The organism is Pseudomonas sp. GW821-FHT02H09, from assembly GCF_059421425.1.
The window spans coordinates 56,923-74,630 of the sequence record NZ_JBWKVA010000009.1; the positions used below are offsets into that span (position 1 = coordinate 56,923).

The window sequence follows — 17,708 nt, forward strand, 5'->3', positions numbered from 1 at the left end:
ATCATCGAGGGCGGGACCCGGAAGCCGTGCAGCTCCTTAGGCCTGGAGCCGGCCGCACCGGAGTTTCGCCCCGGAATTCATCAGCGGCACCGACCTGATTCTCACCGTCGCTTCCCGCGGCCTGCGCAACATTGATCAGCAACAGCTGCTGGTGATGCCACCGCCCTTCAAGATCCCCTCATTCACCTTCGTCCGCGCCTGGCATAATCGCCGCGGCGCTGATCAGGCATTGAACTGGTTGAATGGGCAGATTGAGAAAGTGGTAGGGCGGGGGCTGAATTTTTTTGCGGATTTATCAGCGCTTGCCGGACGGTATCCCGCAGTCCATCTTGCTGCGATAAACTTCGGCCCCTTCGCCCTCCGATTGGCGGGATTGCCCTTGATGAGAAACCCTTGATGACATCCTCGTTGCTCTTGGCCGTACTTGCTTGCGGTTTCATCTACGGCATCACCCCGGGCCATTCGCGCCCGTCGCAGTGGCGCCGAAACGCCTCAAGGGCCCGCGCGGCAACCGTTCCGGCACGGCATCATGTTTGGTCTGACCAACCCCAAAGCCTATCCGGTGGCTGTTGCGACACGCCGAGTTGTTGAACTGGTCGATGCTGCCCTGGCTAATCTTCTTGAGTTTCGTTGGCGGGATCGCTGCATACGCTATTCTCATCGCAGTTGTCGGCGCGCGGCAGGTGCGTACGGTGTACCAACAGCATGAGCTGGCGATCACCCGGATTTGCGGGGTGATGTTCATCGGCTTTGCCGTCAATGCCTTGCTGCATGCAGTGCCAGGATTGTTGGCGAACAAGGCTTGAGGCTGATCGCAGGGCTGCGGCAGCAAAAAGAGTTCATCGGCGACAGCCGTTGATCGGATCGAGGGATTGGTACTCAGTGCTTTAAATTTCAGGACAGTATCGATTACTGATGGCCACCCAGAACTCCGCGCCGCTGGCGAGCTACATTGACCTGTTGTTGGACGCCGTATGTGCGGTCGATGCCCAGGGTCGCTTCGTGTTCGTCAGCGCCGCCTGTGAGCGTATTTTTGGCTATACGCCTGACGAACTGATCGGCCAGCCGATGATCGACATGGTCCATCCCGCCGACCGTGCCCGGACCTTGCAAGCTGCCCGGGAAATCATGAGCGGCCAGCCCAAGCCCAACTTCGAGAACCGCTATTTGCGCAAGGACGGGCAAATAGCGCACATCATGTGGTCGGCGCGCTGGTCCGAAGTCGATCAACTGCGTATTGCCGTGGCCCATGACATCACCGAGCGTAAACAGGCTGAATCCAAACAGGCGGCGCTTTATGCGATCTCTGAGGCTGCTCATGCTGCCGAGGATTTGCTGGCACTGTTCGAGCGTATCCACCGGATCATCGGCGAATGGCTGCCAGCACTGAACTTCTCCGTGGCGCTGTACGACGAACAGTGCGGGCAAATCAGTTTTCCCTACCATATCGACGACCACGAAAAGTGCCCGGAGCAGACAGGAACGGCGACCGGCAGTCTGTGCGCCGAGGTGATTCGCAGCGGTCAGCCGATTCTGTTGACTCCCGACGATTATGGCCGGCTGCCCGAGTTTCGCGACCTCAGCAGGGGACAGGATTCCCCTTGCTGGCTCGGGGTGCCGCTCAGCTCACAGAAGGGTACCATCGGCGCGCTGATCGTAAAAAGCACACCCGGTGGCGAGCGCTACACCGAGCAAGACAAAGAGCTGCTGCAATACGTGTGCGCACAAGTGGCGGCGGCCATCGAGCGCAAGCAACTGCATGCCCGGCTGCAGTACTTGGCGCAGTACGACCAGTTGACCCAGCTACCCAACCGGGAATTGCTCCGCGAACGGGTGAAAGCGGCGCTGGCGCGGGCCAGAAAAGAGACTGGACGAATGGCGCTGCTGTATGTCGATCTGGACCACTTCAAACAGGTCAACGACACCTACGGCCACGCTGTCGGCGACCTGCTGCTGCAAGCCGTTGCCAATCGGCTCAAAGGCTGTGTGCGTGAAACCGACTCCGTGGCGCGCATTGGCGGTGATGAGTTCGTAGTCCTGCTCGACAGCGTTCAGGAACCGGAAGATGCCAGCACCGTGTCCGATAAAATCCGTTACGTCCTTAACCAGCCGTTACGCCTGGACGGCCACAGCCTGAGCATCCTGCCGAGCATCGGCATCGCGCTGTATCCCGAACACGGCAGTGAAGAAACGCAGCTGTTCAAACATGCCGATGAGGCGATGTATGCGGTCAAGCGAGCGCAGCGAGTACTCGCCTAGCACCCAGGACTGGAATTCTTTAACGCGAAAGCCCGGACACTGTCCGTAATGCCGTTCAGTTAAGGCGACGACGCGATCCGTAGCAGCTGGCGAAGCCTGCGTTCGGCTGCGCAGCAGTCGCAAATCATGCAACCACGGTCAACCTGTAACACCACTGGAAAAGGGGACAGATTTATTTATAGGTAGCCGAGTTTTGTCGTCGTAAATAAATCCGTCCCCTTTTTGCGTTAGCGGCAACGTTTTTGGGGGCCGCTGTGGGGGTGGCTAGACCTGGAGGTGGCGCTGTAAAAGGGGGGCCGTTAGCTGCGAAAGCAACAGGTGGGGTTGTAGACAATGCAGCGCACAATGCCGCCAGCTATGCTGGATTGAAGCTTGATCTCAATACAACGGAGGCCGCAAATAGCATTGTCGATAGTCTGAGAACGACGGGCGAGCTTCCGAGTAATTACGTTACTAAGGCTCAGGCCGCTCAACAAGGATGGCAGCCTGGAAAAGCACTGAACAACAGTGTTCCAAGTGGGCAGATGGGTGGTGACGTTTTTGCTAATAGCACGAACGTTCTCCCATCATCTGCAGGTAGGACATGGTTTGAGGCGGATGTTGGGCTTACTAGCACAATGTCCCGTAGTAATCAGCCAGGAACAAGGTTGCTATACTCCAGCGACGGCCTATTGTACATAACGACTGATCACTATAAGACTGTGGCACCTATTGGGAATTGGAAGTGAGGTGGTGTGCGTGGATGTTGTAATTCGCGGTAAGGAAATAATGAGTGAAATGGACTTTCATCAGCAATTGGCGGCAGCACTTGGTGTGCAGGAGTTTTATGGTTTCAATCAGGACGCATTATGGGACTTGCTCAGTGCAGGTGTGGAAAGACCTGTAGTCTTGGTGTGGAGGAATGCTCAAATATCTAAGATAAACTTAGGTACTTCCTTTGATGAGATCGTAGAAGTCCTAGAACGGGTGAAACAGCAGGATGAAAGTTTCGGATGGAAGGATAAATTTACGTACGAATTTGATTAGTTTGTGCAAGCAACGAAAATAAAAGAACAAAAAGGGGACAGAACAAAAAGGAACAAAAAGGGGACAGAACAAAAAGGAACAAAAAGGGGACAGATTTATTTTCCGCTGATTTGCTAGGCTGAAAGCTCCATGGAAGGAGGTTGCTCATGCCCAGGATGGGACGCATTGTTTTGCCGAACTACCCGCATCACGTTGTACAGCGTGGTCATAATCGTCAGGTGGTGTTTGCTGCTGCCGAGGACCATCAGCGTTATCTTGCCGACCTTCGAGAGCTTAAGGAGGTATTTGGGGTAAGGGTGTATGCCTACTGCCTGATGACCAATCATGTCCATTTGTTGTTGGCGCCAAGCGAATCGGTGGCAGGCCTCGGGCAGCTAATGAAGGCGCTGGCGGCGCGTGCTACTCGCTACCGCAATGATGTGTTGGAACAAAAAGGGGACAGATTTATTTTCCGCTGATTTGCTAGGCTGAAAGCTCCATGGAAGGAGGTTGCTCATGCCCAGGATGGGACGCATTGTTTTGCCGAACTACCCGCATCACGTTGTACAGCGTGGTCATAATCGTCAGGTGGTGTTTGCTGCTGCCGAGGACCATCAGCGTTATCTTGCCGACCTTCGAGAGCTTAAGGAGGTATTTGGGGTAAGCGTGGAAAAGGGGACAGATTTATTTATGGGTGAGTTTTGTCGTCGTAAATAAATCCGTCCCCTTTTTGCGTTTGATATGGACCGAGATGAATACCCTCCGGCAATGTTTAAAGAGGGGGGGACGGGCTCATCTGTTCGGCCCATTACTTCGTCGGATAACCGCGGCGCCGGAGCTTGCATGGGCGCACAGTGTCGTGGTTTTCCGAATGGAGCTAAAGTAGAAATTCACATTACGGATTAGCGATATGGGTAAGGCATTAGATAAGTTAACTAATATAGCTGGAGAGGCGCTTTCTTCTGCCGTCATGCCATCGGCTGTTGCTTTTTTAAAGCATGCAAGCCTATTGAGGCACGAGCTCTTCGAGTTATTGACTAGAAAGAACGGTTTTTATGCGTTTGAATCTGCTTTGCATGTCTTTCCAGCGCAGACTAATGGAAACGAAATGGGCCTAGTTGATTGGAATGATCATCAGCTTTGGTGTGGTGAATATCAACACATGGTCCATGATTGTTTGTTTTTTGCGGAAGATGTATTCGGCGAGCAATTCTGTATCAAGGCGAATGGTGTCTATCTGTTTGATCCGGAAACCGGCAGTCTTGAGTTCTTTTCCGATGATCTTGAACAATGGGCTCATGTCCTACTCAGCGATTACGAAGTTCTGACGGGTTATCCTCTTGCCCATGCCTGGCAGAAGATAAATGGGCCTCTGGAGGCTGGCCATAGACTAATTCCCAAGATTCCTTTCGTTACTGGCGGGGAGTTTTCTGCGGAGAATCTAGTGTCCATCGAGTCAGTGAAAGGAATGCGGATGAGAGCAAATCTTGCCCAACAGATTCGATCACTCCCTGATGGGACCTCCATTAGTTGGAAGGTCGTAGATTGAGCTAAAAAGACGGGAAAAGGCGGGAAAAGGGGACCGGCTAATGGGTGTCAGGCACGACTCGGTCGCAGCCAATGACGAGAAAACGGGTACGACGGGTTCAACCGGGCTGGTTGCGAGAGAGGGACAACCCTGCAGTTAACAACTGCAGGGAGAGTTGGCTTTGAGCCTTGACTGGAGACCGGCTAATGGGCGTCCCCTTTTTGATTCATGAGCTCGGACTACCTGTTGGCGAACCTCGGCTACGACCCGGACAAAAGTGCCAAGCGTCTGGTCGATGGCTTCTACGAGCAGAAACTGATTCAACAAGCGGTGGTCGCCCGCACCGGCCAGCGCTTCATCGACGGCCAGACCTCGGACGAGAAGCTCTACAAGTACCTGATGGACAACGCCATCGCCAGCAAACAGCAACTCAACCTAAAGGGGAAAAGGGGACAGATTTATTTATGGGTGAGTTTTGTCGTCGTAAATAAATCCGTCCCCTTTTTGGTCGGTCCCCTTTTTGGTCAGAGGTAAACTCTGGAAGCGCAGCTCCTTGGTTTGGAAAGCCTGGCATGGGGACTCAGTATCAATTACCTATGAGTATTGATGAGTTGGTGAAGGAAGGTTTCATCAGACCGATAAAATAACCTGAGGGTAGCAACAATGGATCTTGAGCAGTTAGCCGATTGTTTTTTCAAATATGCGCGTGAGCAGGGAAATCCATATAAGAAATTTCCTTTAGGAACTGAAGTGGATGAGTTTGGTGCTCCCTATATTGAGATTTCTGATGCTGGGAAGCTGGCTATTGTTGCGAAAGATCGCGGTGAAGAATGTCTAAGGAAAGAAACGACGTCGCCGGAAGTGTTGGCCAAATGGGTGTATGAGATTTTCAATAAGGAATAATAAAGTGACTTAAAGGTGCAACAGGTTTTGGGCAAGTAGAAGGGCCTGTTGACGCACCTCGTCTCGCAACGCGTGTTCAAGTATCTCCAAGGCTTTTTGAGAGCTTGAGCCGCTTCCGCTGCGCCAGTATTCCAAGCCCAGTCGCCACTGCGACAACACCCTTCGACGTTCAAGGCTGTTGCTTTGAAAACGATGGTCATGACCGCGTTTTGCGGGTCTGCAAACCCATTAAGCAAATGATGTAGTTGGCCAATGCCGAGATCAGCAACAGCACCTCACCTTGACTTGAGACCGGCTAATAGGTGTCCCCTTTTTGGTGCAGATTGATTGCGGCTTGGAAGGCTCCAGCATTGGGCTCACTCTGAAAATGAGCCTGACTCTCAAATAAGTCATACCCCGCGATGAGGTACATAGTTATCGCGGGGTACGGCGTTGAGCACCATCGTTTTGCAAGATTTTGCACGCACGGCCTGAGGCTCAGTTGCTCCTTCCCCGCAAGGTGCGGGAACTGCGCATGCGTTACTTCAGTGCTGCGCCCGAATCTGGCGCCCCAACACATCCATCACATCGCAGCCATCACGCAGCAGCATGGCCGCTGCGTGGGCGATCTGCTGCACGTCGGCGCCTTTGGCATGGGCAATGTCGAGGCTGGCCAGGCTTTCCATCATCTGCGTGACCGCCAGAAACCGTGCAGCGGCGTTGCGGTGCAGCACATCCAGCGGCGCTTGGGTGGCGATCAGCAGCACCGGGATATCGCAATCGTTGTTGGTCATCGGCATGTGCGGGTTCATGCGTCAACTCCCGGTTGGGCGGTGTGCAGTCCGTCGATCGAAGCCTGGACCAATGAGCGGGCGGTGCCGAGCATCTGCTGGCTGGCCCAGCGCAACGAGACGATATGTTCCGGGCGGGTGGCGGTGGGGGCTTGATGGGCGAGGGCTTCGGGGCAGCTCAGGTAGACCGAGGCGTGTTCGAGTGCGTCGAGTAACGGGATGTCGGGTTGGACGGCGAACAGGTAATGGTCGACGTGGTCGCAGCGGGCGAAAGGGGTGGATTTTGTGGTTGGATCGGTCATGGGTGTAGCTCCTTAGTGATCAAGAGCTGCCACGTGGTCGCCGTCAAACGATAGGGTGGCAACTGTGCGCAGGTTGACGGACCGGTCTAAGGCACCCGGCGCACTCGAAAGTGCCCCGCGCACAGTCACCATTAAGTTTTGCGTCGAGCACAGAAGTGCACGGGCAAAGTTGAAGGACAGTGCGCGCCTTAAAACCACCGAGCCGTCAAACCCGATCACGAATGAGTCGTGACAGGCGCGAGGATAGGGAGTGAGGCTGTGGCAGTCAATCGGCCCAAGGTCTGATGCAGGTGGTTTGTTTGTAGGTTTGTTCCGGGACTGACAGTTGCCGTGTGAGCAGATACCGATCGCCGGTTGCGATGAACGCAACTGGGGCGGGATTAACGGTCTGAGGAAAAGTGGGCTGATTTATTTACCGGCGCCTGAGCAAGGTTGTCGAAGATAAATTCGTCCTGTTTGATCGTGAGCATCGGCGTTAACGCCAGCGCCGTCAATTGCAGGCGCAGGGCTTTGGGTGTCGTGTAGTCCGACGTCTTGTGGCGTGTCTCACACCATCGATTGATTTCAGCCAACCAGTCGACGTAATCAGTGTCGGCCTGACTCAAACCACACATCCAGTAATTGAGTTGTTCCCAGCTTGCCTTGATGCCGACCAGGGAAATCAGGGGCAGACCACGATACTTTGAGGGCTAATCATTGCGATCACTGATCGGGCTTTCGCATTTTTCCCCGGCACCGTTCGTCGGTAAAGACACAACTTTTCTAAACCTTTGTGGCCATAAAAATTCAGATCCTATGCGGGCATCGCTCGCCGCAATCATTCACCAAGAGGAAGAGAATCATGCCTACCTCAAGAAACCCGAACTCGGGGACCACCGCCAACGATCGCACCAAGGCCTCCGAAGCCGGCCGTAAAGGTGGGAAAACCACCACCATGAGCGTCGATAAAGACCCTGGAAAAGCCAAAGCCGGTCGTAGAGGCGGGCAGCAAAGCCATTGAAGCGGCCGCATCCAGTCAACGATTGAGAGGCGGGGGCGCAAGCTCCCGCTTGAGTTTTCATTTTAACGAGGGAGCGGCACATGAGCCGGATGACTACCCGATTACGCACCGCCAGTTTCGCCGTGCTGCTGGGGCTTGGCGCCAGTAGTGTCTTTGCACAATCGCCTGTCGAGTTTGTCAACGACGTCTCGGTCAAAGGCATCGCCGACATTGAAGTCAGCCGCTTGGCCCACCAGAAAACCACCTCCCAAGTGATCAAGGACTACACGATTCAGGTCATCGACGACCGCACCACCGCCAACCAGCATCTGGCCAAAATCGCCAGGAAGCTCGAGTTGCCCGTCGCAGACAGAGAAGAGGTAGCGAGCAAGGCCAAGACTCTGATGCCCGACATACAGGACGGCGCCACCTTCGACGCGGCCTATGCCGCCAGCCAGGTGAAAACCACTGAAGCGGCCATCGAGCAGCTTCAACTGGTAGCTCAGACTTCTGAGGTGCCAGAGCTAAAAGCCTTCGCCGAAGAAACCCTGCCCAAACTGGAAAATCACCTGAAAATGGCCAAGGCGCTGTAATCCAGCCTTCAGCCCGCCCGAACGGACGGCTGATTGAAGCGCCGTTGTGCGTTCTGTTGTCGATGCCAAGCGAGCCAATCGAGACAGTTGCTCCTACAGGTTTTGCGTATACCTGGGCGGTCTAGGAGTTGCCTCAGGTTCGGGCCGCGTTCGGACGATCGTTTTGAGCATCAAGTGCTTAAATGACCGGCATTGGCCTCTGAGCCGTTTTTTTATTTGAGAGCTTTCAACTGATCACCTTCACCTCAACCATCCAGCTGAAATAACCCACCGCTTCGCAACTCGGGTTCACCACCATAAAACTCAACTCGCACTTCTCCACACCGCAGGCCAGTTGTTTGCATTGCCAGTAATGGTCATCAGCCTCTTGGCTGACCGGCTGAATCGGGTCTGCAGGGTTGGGCGCGGGCAAGGTCAGGCCACTGTGGACGATTAGCTGCGGGGGCGAAAGGACGCCTGCGTCGCCCACCGCTATGTCGTAAAACACCACGCTGTGTTCAGCCCGCAGACTTACGGTGCGGCCGCGAATGCGGAAGGTGTTGCCGTTGGTCGCAGTCAGAGTAATAAGGCTGTCATTTTTGACGATTTTTTCTACTTGAGTGCTACCCGCGAAAAAGATGAATCCGTCGTCAATCAGCGTTGGAGTATCCGGCTCAAGGCTGGGTTGCGGATAACGTGACAGCAAGGTTTCAGTGTCGACGATGAGCAACACATTGTTGGCGAGTTCGGTTTTTTCTGAAGTAGAGACGAGGTTGTCTGTGGACATCACGGATTCCTTTCATGATGTAGACGGGTTGTGACAGCCGCCCCCGGCTCAAGCACGACATCCAGTTCCAGTGGGGGCGGTAACGAAATCGGAAAGCCCCTTGTCGCCAAGGGGCCGGCCACGTCAGTTACGGATGGTAATGAACGGATCCCATGAGCAGCAGCCAACGATCCTGCAGTCGCGATCCACGATCAGGAAATTGAAGTGGTACGTCACGCTGCCGGTGGACAGGGTTTCCGAAGACCAGTAATGGTTATCGACTTTCTGGCAGCTGGGCACGGATGGATTGCTGGTATTGGGAACTGCAACACAGGCGGTAGCCTTGCGCGGCGTGGGCGTCGAGATCAGCTCATTGCCCACGTTGCCGATGAACTTGTAGAAAATCACCGCGGTTTCAAAGCTCTGCGACAGGCTGGTTTCGCGCCAGCGAATCAGGTCACCGACCTGGGCTTTCAAATTGAGCTCGCCGCCAGCCTGACCACTGACCACATTGTTCTGGTTGGTCACCATGTACACATGGTTGACGTCGATCATTGTAGGGGCGTCGGGGTTTTTACTGATGTTCGGGTAGTTTTTCAGAATGGTTTCAGTATCGATGGAGACCAACACATCCGTGACTCTAGACATCGTAAAGCTCCTTTTCATAGTGGTTGCCTGGCATCTGCCAGACACGACAACAGTGACTCTCCTACGGCTGTTGTAACTTCACACTACTAGCGGAACCCACCTGTCACAGGGTACGAGCTGGCCTGGCTCCTTGCCTTGAACGTAACGGTCCGGGTTCCTTCCAGCAGGCCGCGATTGGATGATAGATCCGAAAGTCGAGCTGTCAAAACAGCCGGCTATAAGGTCGACGAACGGTAGTTGTTGTGAACGATTGGCGATAAAAAACCGGCGATCCAGGCCGGTTTTGTTTTGTTGAAATATGCACGAGCGCCTCAACCTCGCGTCCACCCACGATCAACACAGGAACTGGTGACGCGGGCGATTGAGCAATACTTACCGCTGCACCCGCGCCAACATCATCGGCCGCTACCGCTCTTGCAAAAGTTCGGGCCGCACCTTCTTTCCGAGACGTTCAACCCTGCTGCAACACCTTCAGCGCTGCCGAGGCCAGAAACCCCGAGCGGCTTTTCTCTTCCGGGTGATGGAGCACGTATTCGTCGATACGGGTCAGCAGATAGCCGGGCAGGGTGATGTTGAGTTTTTGGGCTTTGCCAAGGTACTTGGTCACATCGATATCAACCACAGCCCAAGTGCAACCCGCGTATTGCGGATTGGCGGCATGAACGGTGACTTTGTTGGCGGGAGGGATCGGGGCGCCGTCCTCTGCCAGAATTTCGAAGTGGCCTTCGATGGCTTCCCGAGCCATGGCCATGGCATCGTCCAGATCATCACCGGCCGAAAAGCAGCCAGGAATATCCGGCACTTCTACACCCCAGGCGTGTTCTTCATCGCCCATTGAAATCGCAATTGGGTAAAGCATGTTCGTTGTTCTCCACGGACGGTGTGTACCGGTTCATCAGAGCAGAGCCTGCTTCAAAATGCTGGTGGCCGTCTTTTTCAGTAAATCTTTTTCTGGATGAGGGATCGTTACCAGGCCGGGCTTCGTCGGATGCTTGAAGTGGTGATGACTACCTCTGACCCTTACCAGATACCAACCGTCAGCGACGATTTGGCTTATCGAAAACAGGCTATTCACAACACCTCCCTGTGGTGTGTGTAGGTGGTTACTATACCTACTGAAATTTTCTTATCAACACTATAACCACCGAAAAAACTGATGGGTGCCGATAAGCGTTAAGGGCTGAAGTGTAGAAAGGTGAGGCGCGAGAGTGCGGATTGCCTGAGCTTGATGTGTTTCTGAATCTTTTCGGGGGCTTGGCAGTGATTGCCCGAATGTCAGCCACGGCATACCTTGGCGAGCACAGGAGCAAAGCACGCTTGTCGATGTATCGTGCTTTAACCTGAAGAGTGGTCTACCCATCAAGACAAAGAACCGAACCGACAGGAGCGCGCAATGAGCTGGTCTGCCAGGCAATATGTTGTCTTTGAAGATGAACGCACGCGTCCGGTACGTGATCTGCTGGCCGCCGTACCCACGACGCAAGCCCGTTCCGTCATCGATATCGGGTGCGGCCCCGGTAATTCGACAGAACTGCTGGCGGCGCGCTTTCCGGACGCTGCGGCCCGAGGGCTGGACAGTTCGCTCGACATGATCGAAGCCGCCCGCAAGCGTTTACCGGATGTTCAGTTCGACACGGTGGCCATCGAAGGGTGGGATGAGCCCGGCCCATTTGATGTGATTCTGGCCAACGCTGTCCTTCAATGGGTGCCTGACCATACGACCCTGCTGCCGTCTCTTGTAGCGCGGCTCGCTCCGGGCGGCAGTCTGGCCATTCAGATGCCAGATAATCTCAATGAACCCGCCCACCGGCTGATGCGCAAAACGGCTGCCCAAGGCCCGTGGGCCGACAAACTCGCCGGGGCGGCTGGCCAACGAACGGCGATGGCTGATGCAAACGGCTACTACGATTTGTTGAGTTCAAGCTGTGCCCGGGTGGATGTGTGGCGCACCACCTACCATCACCCCCTTGCAGGCGGCGCCGCTGCGGTGGTGGAGTGGTTCAAGGGCAGTGGCTTGCGACCCTTTCTTGATCCGCTCGACGAGGCGGAGCGGGAGGAGTACCTGCGGCGCTATACCGCGGCGATCGAACAGGCATACCCAGTGTTGGCCGATGGCGGGGTGCTGTTGCCATTTCCACGATTGTTTATTGTGGCAACGCGGTAAAAACACCCCCACAGAGAAAAACCGATGCCGAGAAGCACGTAGTAGCTTCTAAAGCAGCTGATCAACCAAAACCGCGTTGGAATAGATCAAGCTGCCATCGCTCGCTCGATGCCCGACCAAATGGAACTGACCGCGTTCGTGGTGCAAATAGACACGCATTTGGCAATCGGACAAGGGGCCGTATCCCTCCGGCATGATCAAGTCCAGCGAGTTCATATCGACATCGACCATGGCTTCAGGCTCATGGGTCTTCTGCAGGTGTTCTTCGGCCTGCTCCAGACGCACGTGGAGAGGGCCATCGACGTAAAAATGGATGTCCCCCACCGGGGTGGACTTTTGGTCGCCGCTGATTTTGCACCAGCCTTCGATCGTCAAGGTACTCATGACGAAACCTCCGTTGTGGACTGCTGGACTCTGTAGCTCTTGCCTCTTCTCAATGCCATCACTTAGCCGATCACTACGCATGGGCAGGGTTCGTCTTTTGGGCCGCTTCTGGCCGATCTCTGCCGTCCGTAATCAGAAATTGAGTATAGCTGGCAACCGGGTCTCGCTTGGGTAGTGAGGCTCGATCAGGGCGATCAAGCCTTTGCACGGCACTACCCGATCCATCTCGATCAGGAACCGTTCTCTGCGGGTCTGCTTATGCTTACCGGCATACTCGGCGTCGGCGAAGGTTATTTGCTTCATCGGAAAAGCTCGTGTGACGGGATAGGCGTATTTCATCAAGTTTGGAAAGTCTTTTTCAGTGTTTCCCTAATCATTTTGACTGATCGGAAACAAGTCGCTACGCCAAAATTAGTCTCGGGAGACGTGATGCCGAGTATCTGCAGTTATAGGTAGCGAATAGGTTTTAAACGATTAACTTAATGTTGGAACTGGAATATCTGGGCGTCGTGTTTTTCAGAAAAAGCGCTTGTTCCGTTCATGCACTATACTTCTTGCTGACTTTGCCGCCAGGATGGGTGGTGCTTGTCTATCCTGCTTGGGCGTCAGATTGATATTAATTTGACGATGCTGTTGAGTGGCGATGCTTTTGCATAACCAGCGAGTAACAGGAATAGGATGAAGAGAAAATGGCAATAGCAATTATCTTGATTCTAATCGTTGTTGCATCAGTGCTGTTCAACATACTAGCGCCTTGGCAGGCGACACCAGCAGCTTCCAACTGGGGGTCAATAGACACCACCCAGTTCATCACCCTGGTCATGAGCGGAATATTTTTCATCGCCATCACGGTATTTATGGCGGTAGCCTTGATGCGTTATCGTCACAAGGAGGGTGCCAAGGCGGCCTACCAGCCAGGAAATAAAAAGGTGGAGTTATGGTTAATTATCGTTACCTCGGTAGGTATTGCCGTGATGTTGGCGCCAGGGCTGGTTGTTTACAGTGATTTCGTCCGGGTGCCGAAAAAAGCTTATGAACTTGAAGTGGTCGCCCAGCAGTGGCAGTGGGCCTTTCGTTTTCCCGGCCAGGACGGGAAGCTGGGCAGATCGGATATCAAGTTTGTTGATTCCACCAACCCCTTCGGCCTTGATCCCATGGATCCTGCCGGGCAGGACGATGTGCTTATAAGAAGCAATGAAGTTCACCTTCCGCTCAATAAGCCGGTAAAAGTTTTACTGCGTTCTAAAGATGTGCTGCACGATTTCGATGTACCGCAAATGCGCAGCAAGATGGATATGGTGCCAGGGATGGTGTCGTACTTTTGGTTTACGCCGACTAAAACCGGGAAATTTGAAATCCTTTGCGCTGAATATTGTGGCGTAGGGCACTACAACATGCGCGGCCATATGATCGTCGATGAACAGGACGCCTTCGATCAATGGCTGAGCAGCCAACCGACTTTTGCGCAGACATTAGCGACAGCTGCCAAGCCCAGTCGGGACAGCGTGCTGGAAAAAGGCCGCCTGTTGGTCGAAAAGCACGGCTGCAGTGCCTGCCATAGCCAGGATGGCAGTGCCAGTCTCGGCCCGGGATGGAAGGGGCTGTACGGCCGCACTGAGCAGCTTGCCGATGGCACCAGTGTGCTGGTCGATGAGGCCTACCTGAAAGCGGCGATCCTCGATCCGAAGGCCCGACGGGTACAGGGCTACCCGCCAGTCATGGTGGCCTATACTCTCAGTGACGATGAACTGGGTGCTCTCGTCGCCCTGATCAAATCACTGGGTACTGCGCGCCAAGGCGATGAACTTTCTGCCAGCGAAGCGTCGGGCCCAGGTGACGACCTGGCGGCGCAGGGACAGCGGCTGGCGGAGTCGCTCGGCTGTCTGGCCTGCCACAGCGTCGATGGCAGTAAGGGCGTCGGCCCCAGCTGGCGGGGCCTGTATGGCAAGACAGAAACCCTTGACGACGATACGAGGATAAAGGTCGATGAGGACTATATAAAAGAATCGGTTCTTAAGCCTAACGCCAAAATCGTCAAGGGCTACGCACCCATCATGCCTACCTTTACGCCGAGTGATAAGGAGTTGAGCGCACTGATCGCTTTTATCAAATCCAAAGCGAATGCCGACGCTGATGCGAGCAAGGCGCAGCCAGGAAAGTCGCCGTAAGCAGCCAGCAATACACCGAAACTTCAGCAGGAGGATGACGTGATGGCCTATGCGGAGCAAGCCGAAACAGAAGCACTGCACGAACCCAAAAGTTTCCTGACCAAATATATCTGGAGTCAGGACCACAAGGTCATCGCCATTCAGTATTCCTTGACGGCTATATTCGTGGGTCTCATCGCCGTGGTGTTGTCCGATTTGATGCGCTTGCAGATAGGCTTCCCCGGTAGTTTGGGGTTCATGGACGCCAGTACTTACTATCAGGCGATGACCATGCACGGCATGATCATGGTCATTTACTTGCTGACGGCCTTGTTTCTGGGTGGCTTCGGCAACTATCTGATCCCGCTGATGGTGGGGGCCCGCGACATGGTATTCCCCTATGTCAACATGCTGAGTTACTGGACCTACCTGCTGGCGGTACTGGTGTTGCTCGCCAGTTTTTTTGTCCCTGGCGGGCCCACTGGTGCGGGCTGGACGCTCTATCCGCCACAGTCCATTACCAAGGGGACACCGGGGACCGAGTGGGGCATCGTACTGATGCTCGTCTCACTGGCGATTTTTATTGTCGCAACCACCATGGGCGGGTTGAACTACGTAACCACGGTGTTGCAGGCGCGCACGCACGGCATGACATTGTTTCGCATGCCGCTCTCCGTATGGGGAATCTTCATGGCCTCGATTATGGCCTTGCTAGCCTTCCCGGCGTTGTTTGTGAGTGCGGTCATGACGCTGTTTGACAAACTGTTGGGCACCAGCTTCTTTATACCGGCGATCATCTCGCTGGGGCAGCAGCTCAATCACCAAGGTGGCAGCCCAATATTATTCCAGCATCTATTCTGGTTCTTCGGCCACCCGGAAGTCTACATCGTTGCTCTCCCCGCGTTTGGTCTGGTCTCTGACTTGATCAGCACGCATGCGCGTAAGAGTATCTTCGGCTACCGAATGATGGTGTGGGCCATTATCGCGATTGGCGTGCTCAGCTTTGTGGTCTGGGCGCACCATATGTATGTCAGTGGAATGAACCCCTACTTTGGCTTTTTCTTTGCCACCACCACCTTGATCATCGCGGTGCCGACCGCACTGAAAGTCTACAATTGGATTCTGACCCTGTGGCGGGGCGACATCCATCTGACCGTGCCGATGCTGTTTGCCCTGGCCTTTATCGTCACCTTCCTGGTCGGCGGTCTGACCGGGTTGTTTCTCGGCAATGTGATCGTGGACATTCCGCTTTCGGACACCTATTTCGTCGTAGCCCACTTTCATATGGTCATGGGTGTCGCACCGGTACTGGTGGTGTTCGGCGGCATTTATCATTGGTTCCCGAAAGTAACCGGGCGCATGACCAACGACACCCTGGGCAAGCTGCATTTCTGGATTACCTTTCTGGGCACCTACGCCATCTTCTTCCCCATGCACTACCTGGGTTTCCAGGGCATGCCACGCCGCTACTATGCCTATGACAACTACGCGTTCATCCCGCAGTCTGCGCAAGATTTGAATGCCTTCATTACGGTGGTCGCATTGACCGTCGGCGTTTCCCAACTGCTGTTCCTGTTCAACCTGGCCTGGAGTGTATTTAAAGGCAAGCCTGCAGGCAGTAATCCCTGGGGCGCGGCCAGTCTGGAATGGCAAACGCCGAACACCCCGCCGATACACGGTAACTGGGGAGCGAAGCTGCCGGTCGTGCATCGCTGGGCCTATGACTACAGTGTGCCGGGGATAGAACAGGATTTCGTTCCGCAAACGGTCTCCGCCGAGGAGCTGGAGCAGATGCGGCAACTCAGTGCCGGAACCAGGATAGCGGACGTTAAAACATGAACAGACTGCTATTGAAAAACGCCGACAGCGCTGATCCCGGCGGCAGTTGGAGTCGCGATCCTGAGGATATTCAGGCCGTCGAGGGTGCCGATAGAATCCAAAACGCAAGAATAGGCCTGCGCTTGTTTCTGGCCGTGGTGAGCTCGTTATTCTTTCTCTTCCTGGTCGCCTTTATCGAGCGCTCACAGGTGGCCGACTGGCAACCCTTGACGGAGCCCTTGGCGCCGTTAGCCAATCTATGGCAGCTATGGCTGAATTCGGCTTTTCTGGTATTCAGTTGCATCGCGCTGCAGTGGTCGCGTATGGCCGCCCGACAGGCTCGACTGGACGCAACGGTCATTGGCTTTGCATTGGGGGGCGTATTTGCAGTTGCCTTTCTGACGGGACAACTCTGGGTCTGGCAGCAGTTTGTCGCCTGGGGCTATTTTGTCGCCAGCAATCCGGCCAACAGTTTCTTCTACCTGTTGACCGGCCTGCATGGGTTCCACCTGCTGGGCGGGCTGATAGCCTGGAGTAGAACCGTCGCTAAATTCCTGCATCACGTACCGTTGTCGCAACTCAGCGCCAGCGTAGAGCTCTGTGCCATCTATTGGCATTACTTACTGGGTCTTTGGTTCGTGCTATTCGCTCTGCTGACCAGCACGCCGGCAACCTATGAAGCCATCGCCAGATTCTGCGGCCTGAGGTGAAAAGCCATGGCATCGCACCCACCAGCCCCAGTCGAGTCCAGTTCATCCAATCCACCAGGCTCGCCGCCTGCACCGGGATGGCAGGGCATCGCCAGCGACTGGTCCTCGGATAGAGAGGCTTTCAAGCAGGTCCCCTGGGGCAAGGCGATGATGTGGATATTCCTGCTCAGCGATACTTTTGTATTCACCTGTTTTTTAACCGGCTACATGTCGGTACGCATGACCATCACCAGCGCCTGGCCGAACCCTAGTGAAGTGTTCGCATTGACGATCGGCGGTAGAGAAATCCCGCTTATTCTGATCGCCATCATGACCTTTGTGCTGATCAGTAGCAGCGGCACCATGGCCATGGCAGTTAATTTCGCCTATCGCCGTGATCGCGCGAAAACCACTGCCCTGATGCTGGCGACCGCAGCCTTGGGTGCGACCTTCGTCAGCATGCAGGCATTTGAATGGAGCAAGCTCATCGCAGAAGGGGTTCGTCCCTGGGGGAACCCCATGGGGGCGGCGCAATTTGGTGCCAGCTTTTTCATGATTACCGGTTTCCACGGACTGCATGTGTCAGTCGGCGTCATCTACCTCAGCATTGTGGCGCTGAAAGTATTGCGGGGAGATTATGAGCGCTCCGGAAACTATCAGATCGTCGAGATAGCCGGGCTTTACTGGCACTTCGTGGACTTGGTGTGGGTGTTTATTTTTGCTTTCTTCTATTTATGGTAGGTCTAAGAGACTGTTCATGATCGTGACAATCAT

At 54.6% G+C, this 17,708-nt stretch carries 22 protein-coding genes and 7 pseudogenes; 19 read left to right on the forward strand and 10 right to left on the reverse strand.

Annotated features, from left to right (window positions below):
- Positions 1-40: 40 nt before the first annotated feature.
- From AC07VR_RS14060 to AC07VR_RS14115, 12 genes and pseudogenes are all read left to right on the forward strand, one after another.
- Positions 41-259 (forward strand): annotated as a pseudogene (locus tag AC07VR_RS14060) (type 2 periplasmic-binding domain-containing protein); the annotation flags it as partial.
- A gap of 195 nt (positions 260-454) precedes the next feature.
- Positions 455-806: pseudogene (locus AC07VR_RS14065) on the forward strand (LysE family transporter); the annotation flags it as partial.
- A 109-nt stretch (positions 807-915) separates the two neighbouring features.
- Positions 916-2,259 carry a diguanylate cyclase domain-containing protein gene (locus AC07VR_RS14070; RefSeq protein WP_495011562.1) on the forward strand — a complete coding sequence of 448 codons (1,344 nt, stop codon included), beginning with the start codon at positions 916-918 and terminating at the stop codon, positions 2,257-2,259.
- A gap of 260 nt (positions 2,260-2,519) precedes the next feature.
- Positions 2,520-2,987, forward strand: a complete 468-nt coding sequence (locus tag AC07VR_RS14075) for a ribonuclease domain-containing protein (RefSeq protein WP_495011673.1) — start codon at positions 2,520-2,522, stop codon at positions 2,985-2,987.
- 10 nt (positions 2,988-2,997) lie between these two features.
- Complete coding sequence (locus tag AC07VR_RS14080; RefSeq protein WP_495011563.1) at positions 2,998-3,285, forward strand: barstar family protein; 288 nt, start codon at positions 2,998-3,000, stop codon at positions 3,283-3,285.
- Between the two features lie 146 nt (positions 3,286-3,431).
- Positions 3,432-3,722: pseudogene (locus AC07VR_RS14085) on the forward strand (transposase); the annotation flags it as partial.
- A 58-nt stretch (positions 3,723-3,780) separates the two neighbouring features.
- Positions 3,781-3,933, forward strand: a pseudogene (locus tag AC07VR_RS14090) (transposase); the annotation flags it as partial.
- Positions 3,934-4,032: 99 nt separating this feature from the next.
- Complete coding sequence (locus tag AC07VR_RS14095; RefSeq protein WP_495011674.1) at positions 4,033-4,170, forward strand: hypothetical protein; 138 nt, start codon at positions 4,033-4,035, stop codon at positions 4,168-4,170.
- Positions 4,171-4,174: 4 nt separating this feature from the next.
- Entirely contained in the window at positions 4,175-4,813 is a 639-nt protein-coding gene (locus tag AC07VR_RS14100; RefSeq protein ID WP_495011564.1) for an SMI1/KNR4 family protein, read from the forward strand.
- 204 nt (positions 4,814-5,017) lie between these two features.
- Positions 5,018-5,230: pseudogene (locus AC07VR_RS14105) on the forward strand (hypothetical protein); the annotation flags it as partial.
- A 134-nt stretch (positions 5,231-5,364) separates the two neighbouring features.
- On the forward strand, positions 5,365-5,439 hold the full coding sequence (locus AC07VR_RS14110) for a hypothetical protein (RefSeq protein WP_495011675.1): 75 nt from the start codon (positions 5,365-5,367) through the stop codon (positions 5,437-5,439).
- Positions 5,440-5,455: 16 nt separating this feature from the next.
- Positions 5,456-5,695, forward strand: a complete 240-nt coding sequence (locus tag AC07VR_RS14115) for a hypothetical protein (protein ID WP_495011565.1) — start codon at positions 5,456-5,458, stop codon at positions 5,693-5,695.
- 9 nt (positions 5,696-5,704) lie between these two features.
- On the opposite strand, the pseudogene AC07VR_RS14120 reads toward AC07VR_RS14115, so the two are convergent.
- The 4 genes and pseudogenes from AC07VR_RS14120 to AC07VR_RS14135 form a co-directional block, all read right to left on the reverse strand.
- Positions 5,705-5,972, reverse strand: a pseudogene (locus tag AC07VR_RS14120) (IS4 family transposase); the annotation flags it as partial.
- Between the two features lie 247 nt (positions 5,973-6,219).
- Positions 6,220-6,486 carry a short-chain dehydrogenase gene (locus AC07VR_RS14125; RefSeq protein ID WP_495011566.1) on the reverse strand — a complete coding sequence of 89 codons (267 nt, stop codon included), beginning with the start codon at positions 6,484-6,486 and terminating at the stop codon, positions 6,220-6,222.
- The gene (locus tag AC07VR_RS14130) at positions 6,483-6,767 is read right to left on the reverse strand and encodes a DUF3077 domain-containing protein (RefSeq protein WP_495011567.1); all 285 of its coding nucleotides are present in this window, start codon (positions 6,765-6,767) and stop codon (positions 6,483-6,485) included. The genes AC07VR_RS14125 and AC07VR_RS14130 overlap by 4 nt, the downstream gene beginning before the upstream one ends.
- A gap of 380 nt (positions 6,768-7,147) precedes the next feature.
- Entirely contained in the window at positions 7,148-7,372 is a 225-nt protein-coding gene (locus tag AC07VR_RS14135) for a hypothetical protein (RefSeq protein WP_495011568.1), read from the reverse strand.
- A gap of 236 nt (positions 7,373-7,608) precedes the next feature.
- Here AC07VR_RS14135 and AC07VR_RS14140 point away from each other — a divergent pair, with 236 nt between their 5' ends.
- Complete coding sequence (locus AC07VR_RS14140; protein WP_494994500.1) at positions 7,609-7,767, forward strand: con-10 family general stress protein; 159 nt, start codon at positions 7,609-7,611, stop codon at positions 7,765-7,767.
- A gap of 80 nt (positions 7,768-7,847) precedes the next feature.
- Positions 7,848-8,339 (forward strand): DUF4142 domain-containing protein, encoded by a 492-nt coding sequence (locus tag AC07VR_RS14145; protein WP_494994501.1) that lies wholly within the window; start codon positions 7,848-7,850, stop codon positions 8,337-8,339.
- Between the two features lie 226 nt (positions 8,340-8,565).
- On the opposite strand, the gene AC07VR_RS14150 is transcribed toward AC07VR_RS14145, so the two are convergent.
- From AC07VR_RS14150 to AC07VR_RS14165, 4 genes are all read right to left on the reverse strand, one after another.
- Positions 8,566-9,105, reverse strand: coding sequence for an AidA/PixA family protein (locus AC07VR_RS14150; RefSeq protein WP_495011569.1), 540 nt, complete (start codon positions 9,103-9,105; stop codon positions 8,566-8,568).
- Positions 9,106-9,228: 123 nt separating this feature from the next.
- Entirely contained in the window at positions 9,229-9,732 is a 504-nt protein-coding gene (locus AC07VR_RS14155; RefSeq protein WP_494994503.1) for an inclusion body family protein, read from the reverse strand.
- Between the two features lie 451 nt (positions 9,733-10,183).
- A complete protein-coding gene (locus AC07VR_RS14160) occupies positions 10,184-10,591 on the reverse strand; it encodes a type II toxin-antitoxin system HicB family antitoxin (protein ID WP_494994504.1) in 408 nt (135 codons plus the stop codon).
- A gap of 36 nt (positions 10,592-10,627) precedes the next feature.
- Complete coding sequence (locus AC07VR_RS14165; protein WP_494994505.1) at positions 10,628-10,807, reverse strand: type II toxin-antitoxin system HicA family toxin; 180 nt, start codon at positions 10,805-10,807, stop codon at positions 10,628-10,630.
- 318 nt (positions 10,808-11,125) lie between these two features.
- Here AC07VR_RS14165 and tam point away from each other — a divergent pair, with 318 nt between their 5' ends.
- A complete protein-coding gene (gene tam, locus AC07VR_RS14170; RefSeq protein ID WP_495011570.1) occupies positions 11,126-11,896 on the forward strand; it encodes a trans-aconitate 2-methyltransferase in 771 nt (256 codons plus the stop codon).
- Positions 11,897-11,944: 48 nt separating this feature from the next.
- Here tam and AC07VR_RS14175 read toward each other — a convergent pair whose 3' ends face one another.
- The gene (locus tag AC07VR_RS14175; protein ID WP_494994507.1) at positions 11,945-12,280 is read right to left on the reverse strand and encodes a hypothetical protein; all 336 of its coding nucleotides are present in this window, start codon (positions 12,278-12,280) and stop codon (positions 11,945-11,947) included.
- Between the two features lie 168 nt (positions 12,281-12,448).
- A pseudogene (locus AC07VR_RS14180) lies at positions 12,449-12,583 on the reverse strand (IS5/IS1182 family transposase); the annotation flags it as partial.
- Positions 12,584-12,969: 386 nt separating this feature from the next.
- On the opposite strand from AC07VR_RS14180, the gene AC07VR_RS14185 reads away from it, so the two are divergent.
- From AC07VR_RS14185 to AC07VR_RS14200, 4 genes are read left to right on the forward strand one after another with little or no spacing between them, the layout of a single operon-like run.
- On the forward strand, positions 12,970-14,448 hold the full coding sequence (locus tag AC07VR_RS14185; RefSeq protein ID WP_495011571.1) for a c-type cytochrome: 1,479 nt from the start codon (positions 12,970-12,972) through the stop codon (positions 14,446-14,448).
- Positions 14,449-14,490: 42 nt separating this feature from the next.
- The gene (gene ctaD / locus AC07VR_RS14190) at positions 14,491-16,266 is read left to right on the forward strand and encodes a cytochrome c oxidase subunit I (RefSeq protein WP_495011572.1); all 1,776 of its coding nucleotides are present in this window, start codon (positions 14,491-14,493) and stop codon (positions 16,264-16,266) included.
- Positions 16,263-16,955 (forward strand): cytochrome c oxidase subunit 3, encoded by a 693-nt coding sequence (locus AC07VR_RS14195; protein ID WP_495011573.1) that lies wholly within the window; start codon positions 16,263-16,265, stop codon positions 16,953-16,955. The genes ctaD and AC07VR_RS14195 overlap by 4 nt, the downstream gene beginning before the upstream one ends.
- A gap of 6 nt (positions 16,956-16,961) precedes the next feature.
- A complete protein-coding gene (locus AC07VR_RS14200; protein WP_495011574.1) occupies positions 16,962-17,675 on the forward strand; it encodes a heme-copper oxidase subunit III family protein in 714 nt (237 codons plus the stop codon).
- Positions 17,676-17,708: the final 33 nt, after the last annotated feature.

What these genes read in the sequence shown, in the direction of transcription:
- AC07VR_RS14070 (WP_495011562.1), top strand. Translation starts at nt 916, where the DNA reads ATGGCCACCCAGAACTCCGCGCCGCTGGCGAGCTACATTGACCTGTTG.
- AC07VR_RS14130 (WP_495011567.1), bottom strand. Translation starts at nt 6,767, where the DNA reads ATGACCGATCCAACCACAAAATCCACCCCTTTCGCCCGCTGCGACCAC.
- AC07VR_RS14150 (WP_495011569.1), bottom strand. Translation starts at nt 9,105, where the DNA reads ATGTCCACAGACAACCTCGTCTCTACTTCAGAAAAAACCGAACTCGCC.
- AC07VR_RS14095 (WP_495011674.1), top strand. Translation starts at nt 4,033, where the DNA reads ATGTTTAAAGAGGGGGGGACGGGCTCATCTGTTCGGCCCATTACTTCG.
- AC07VR_RS14195 (WP_495011573.1), top strand. Translation starts at nt 16,263, where the DNA reads ATGAACAGACTGCTATTGAAAAACGCCGACAGCGCTGATCCCGGCGGC.
- AC07VR_RS14175 (WP_494994507.1), bottom strand. Translation starts at nt 12,280, where the DNA reads ATGAGTACCTTGACGATCGAAGGCTGGTGCAAAATCAGCGGCGACCAA.
- AC07VR_RS14140 (WP_494994500.1), top strand. Translation starts at nt 7,609, where the DNA reads ATGCCTACCTCAAGAAACCCGAACTCGGGGACCACCGCCAACGATCGC.
- tam (WP_495011570.1), top strand. Translation starts at nt 11,126, where the DNA reads ATGAGCTGGTCTGCCAGGCAATATGTTGTCTTTGAAGATGAACGCACG.
- ctaD (WP_495011572.1), top strand. Translation starts at nt 14,491, where the DNA reads ATGGCCTATGCGGAGCAAGCCGAAACAGAAGCACTGCACGAACCCAAA.
- AC07VR_RS14160 (WP_494994504.1), bottom strand. Translation starts at nt 10,591, where the DNA reads ATGCTTTACCCAATTGCGATTTCAATGGGCGATGAAGAACACGCCTGG.
- AC07VR_RS14155 (WP_494994503.1), bottom strand. Translation starts at nt 9,732, where the DNA reads ATGTCTAGAGTCACGGATGTGTTGGTCTCCATCGATACTGAAACCATT.
- AC07VR_RS14100 (WP_495011564.1), top strand. Translation starts at nt 4,175, where the DNA reads ATGGGTAAGGCATTAGATAAGTTAACTAATATAGCTGGAGAGGCGCTT.
- AC07VR_RS14125 (WP_495011566.1), bottom strand. Translation starts at nt 6,486, where the DNA reads ATGAACCCGCACATGCCGATGACCAACAACGATTGCGATATCCCGGTG.
- AC07VR_RS14200 (WP_495011574.1), top strand. Translation starts at nt 16,962, where the DNA reads ATGGCATCGCACCCACCAGCCCCAGTCGAGTCCAGTTCATCCAATCCA.
- AC07VR_RS14145 (WP_494994501.1), top strand. Translation starts at nt 7,848, where the DNA reads ATGAGCCGGATGACTACCCGATTACGCACCGCCAGTTTCGCCGTGCTG.
- AC07VR_RS14115 (WP_495011565.1), top strand. Translation starts at nt 5,456, where the DNA reads ATGGATCTTGAGCAGTTAGCCGATTGTTTTTTCAAATATGCGCGTGAG.
- AC07VR_RS14185 (WP_495011571.1), top strand. Translation starts at nt 12,970, where the DNA reads ATGGCAATAGCAATTATCTTGATTCTAATCGTTGTTGCATCAGTGCTG.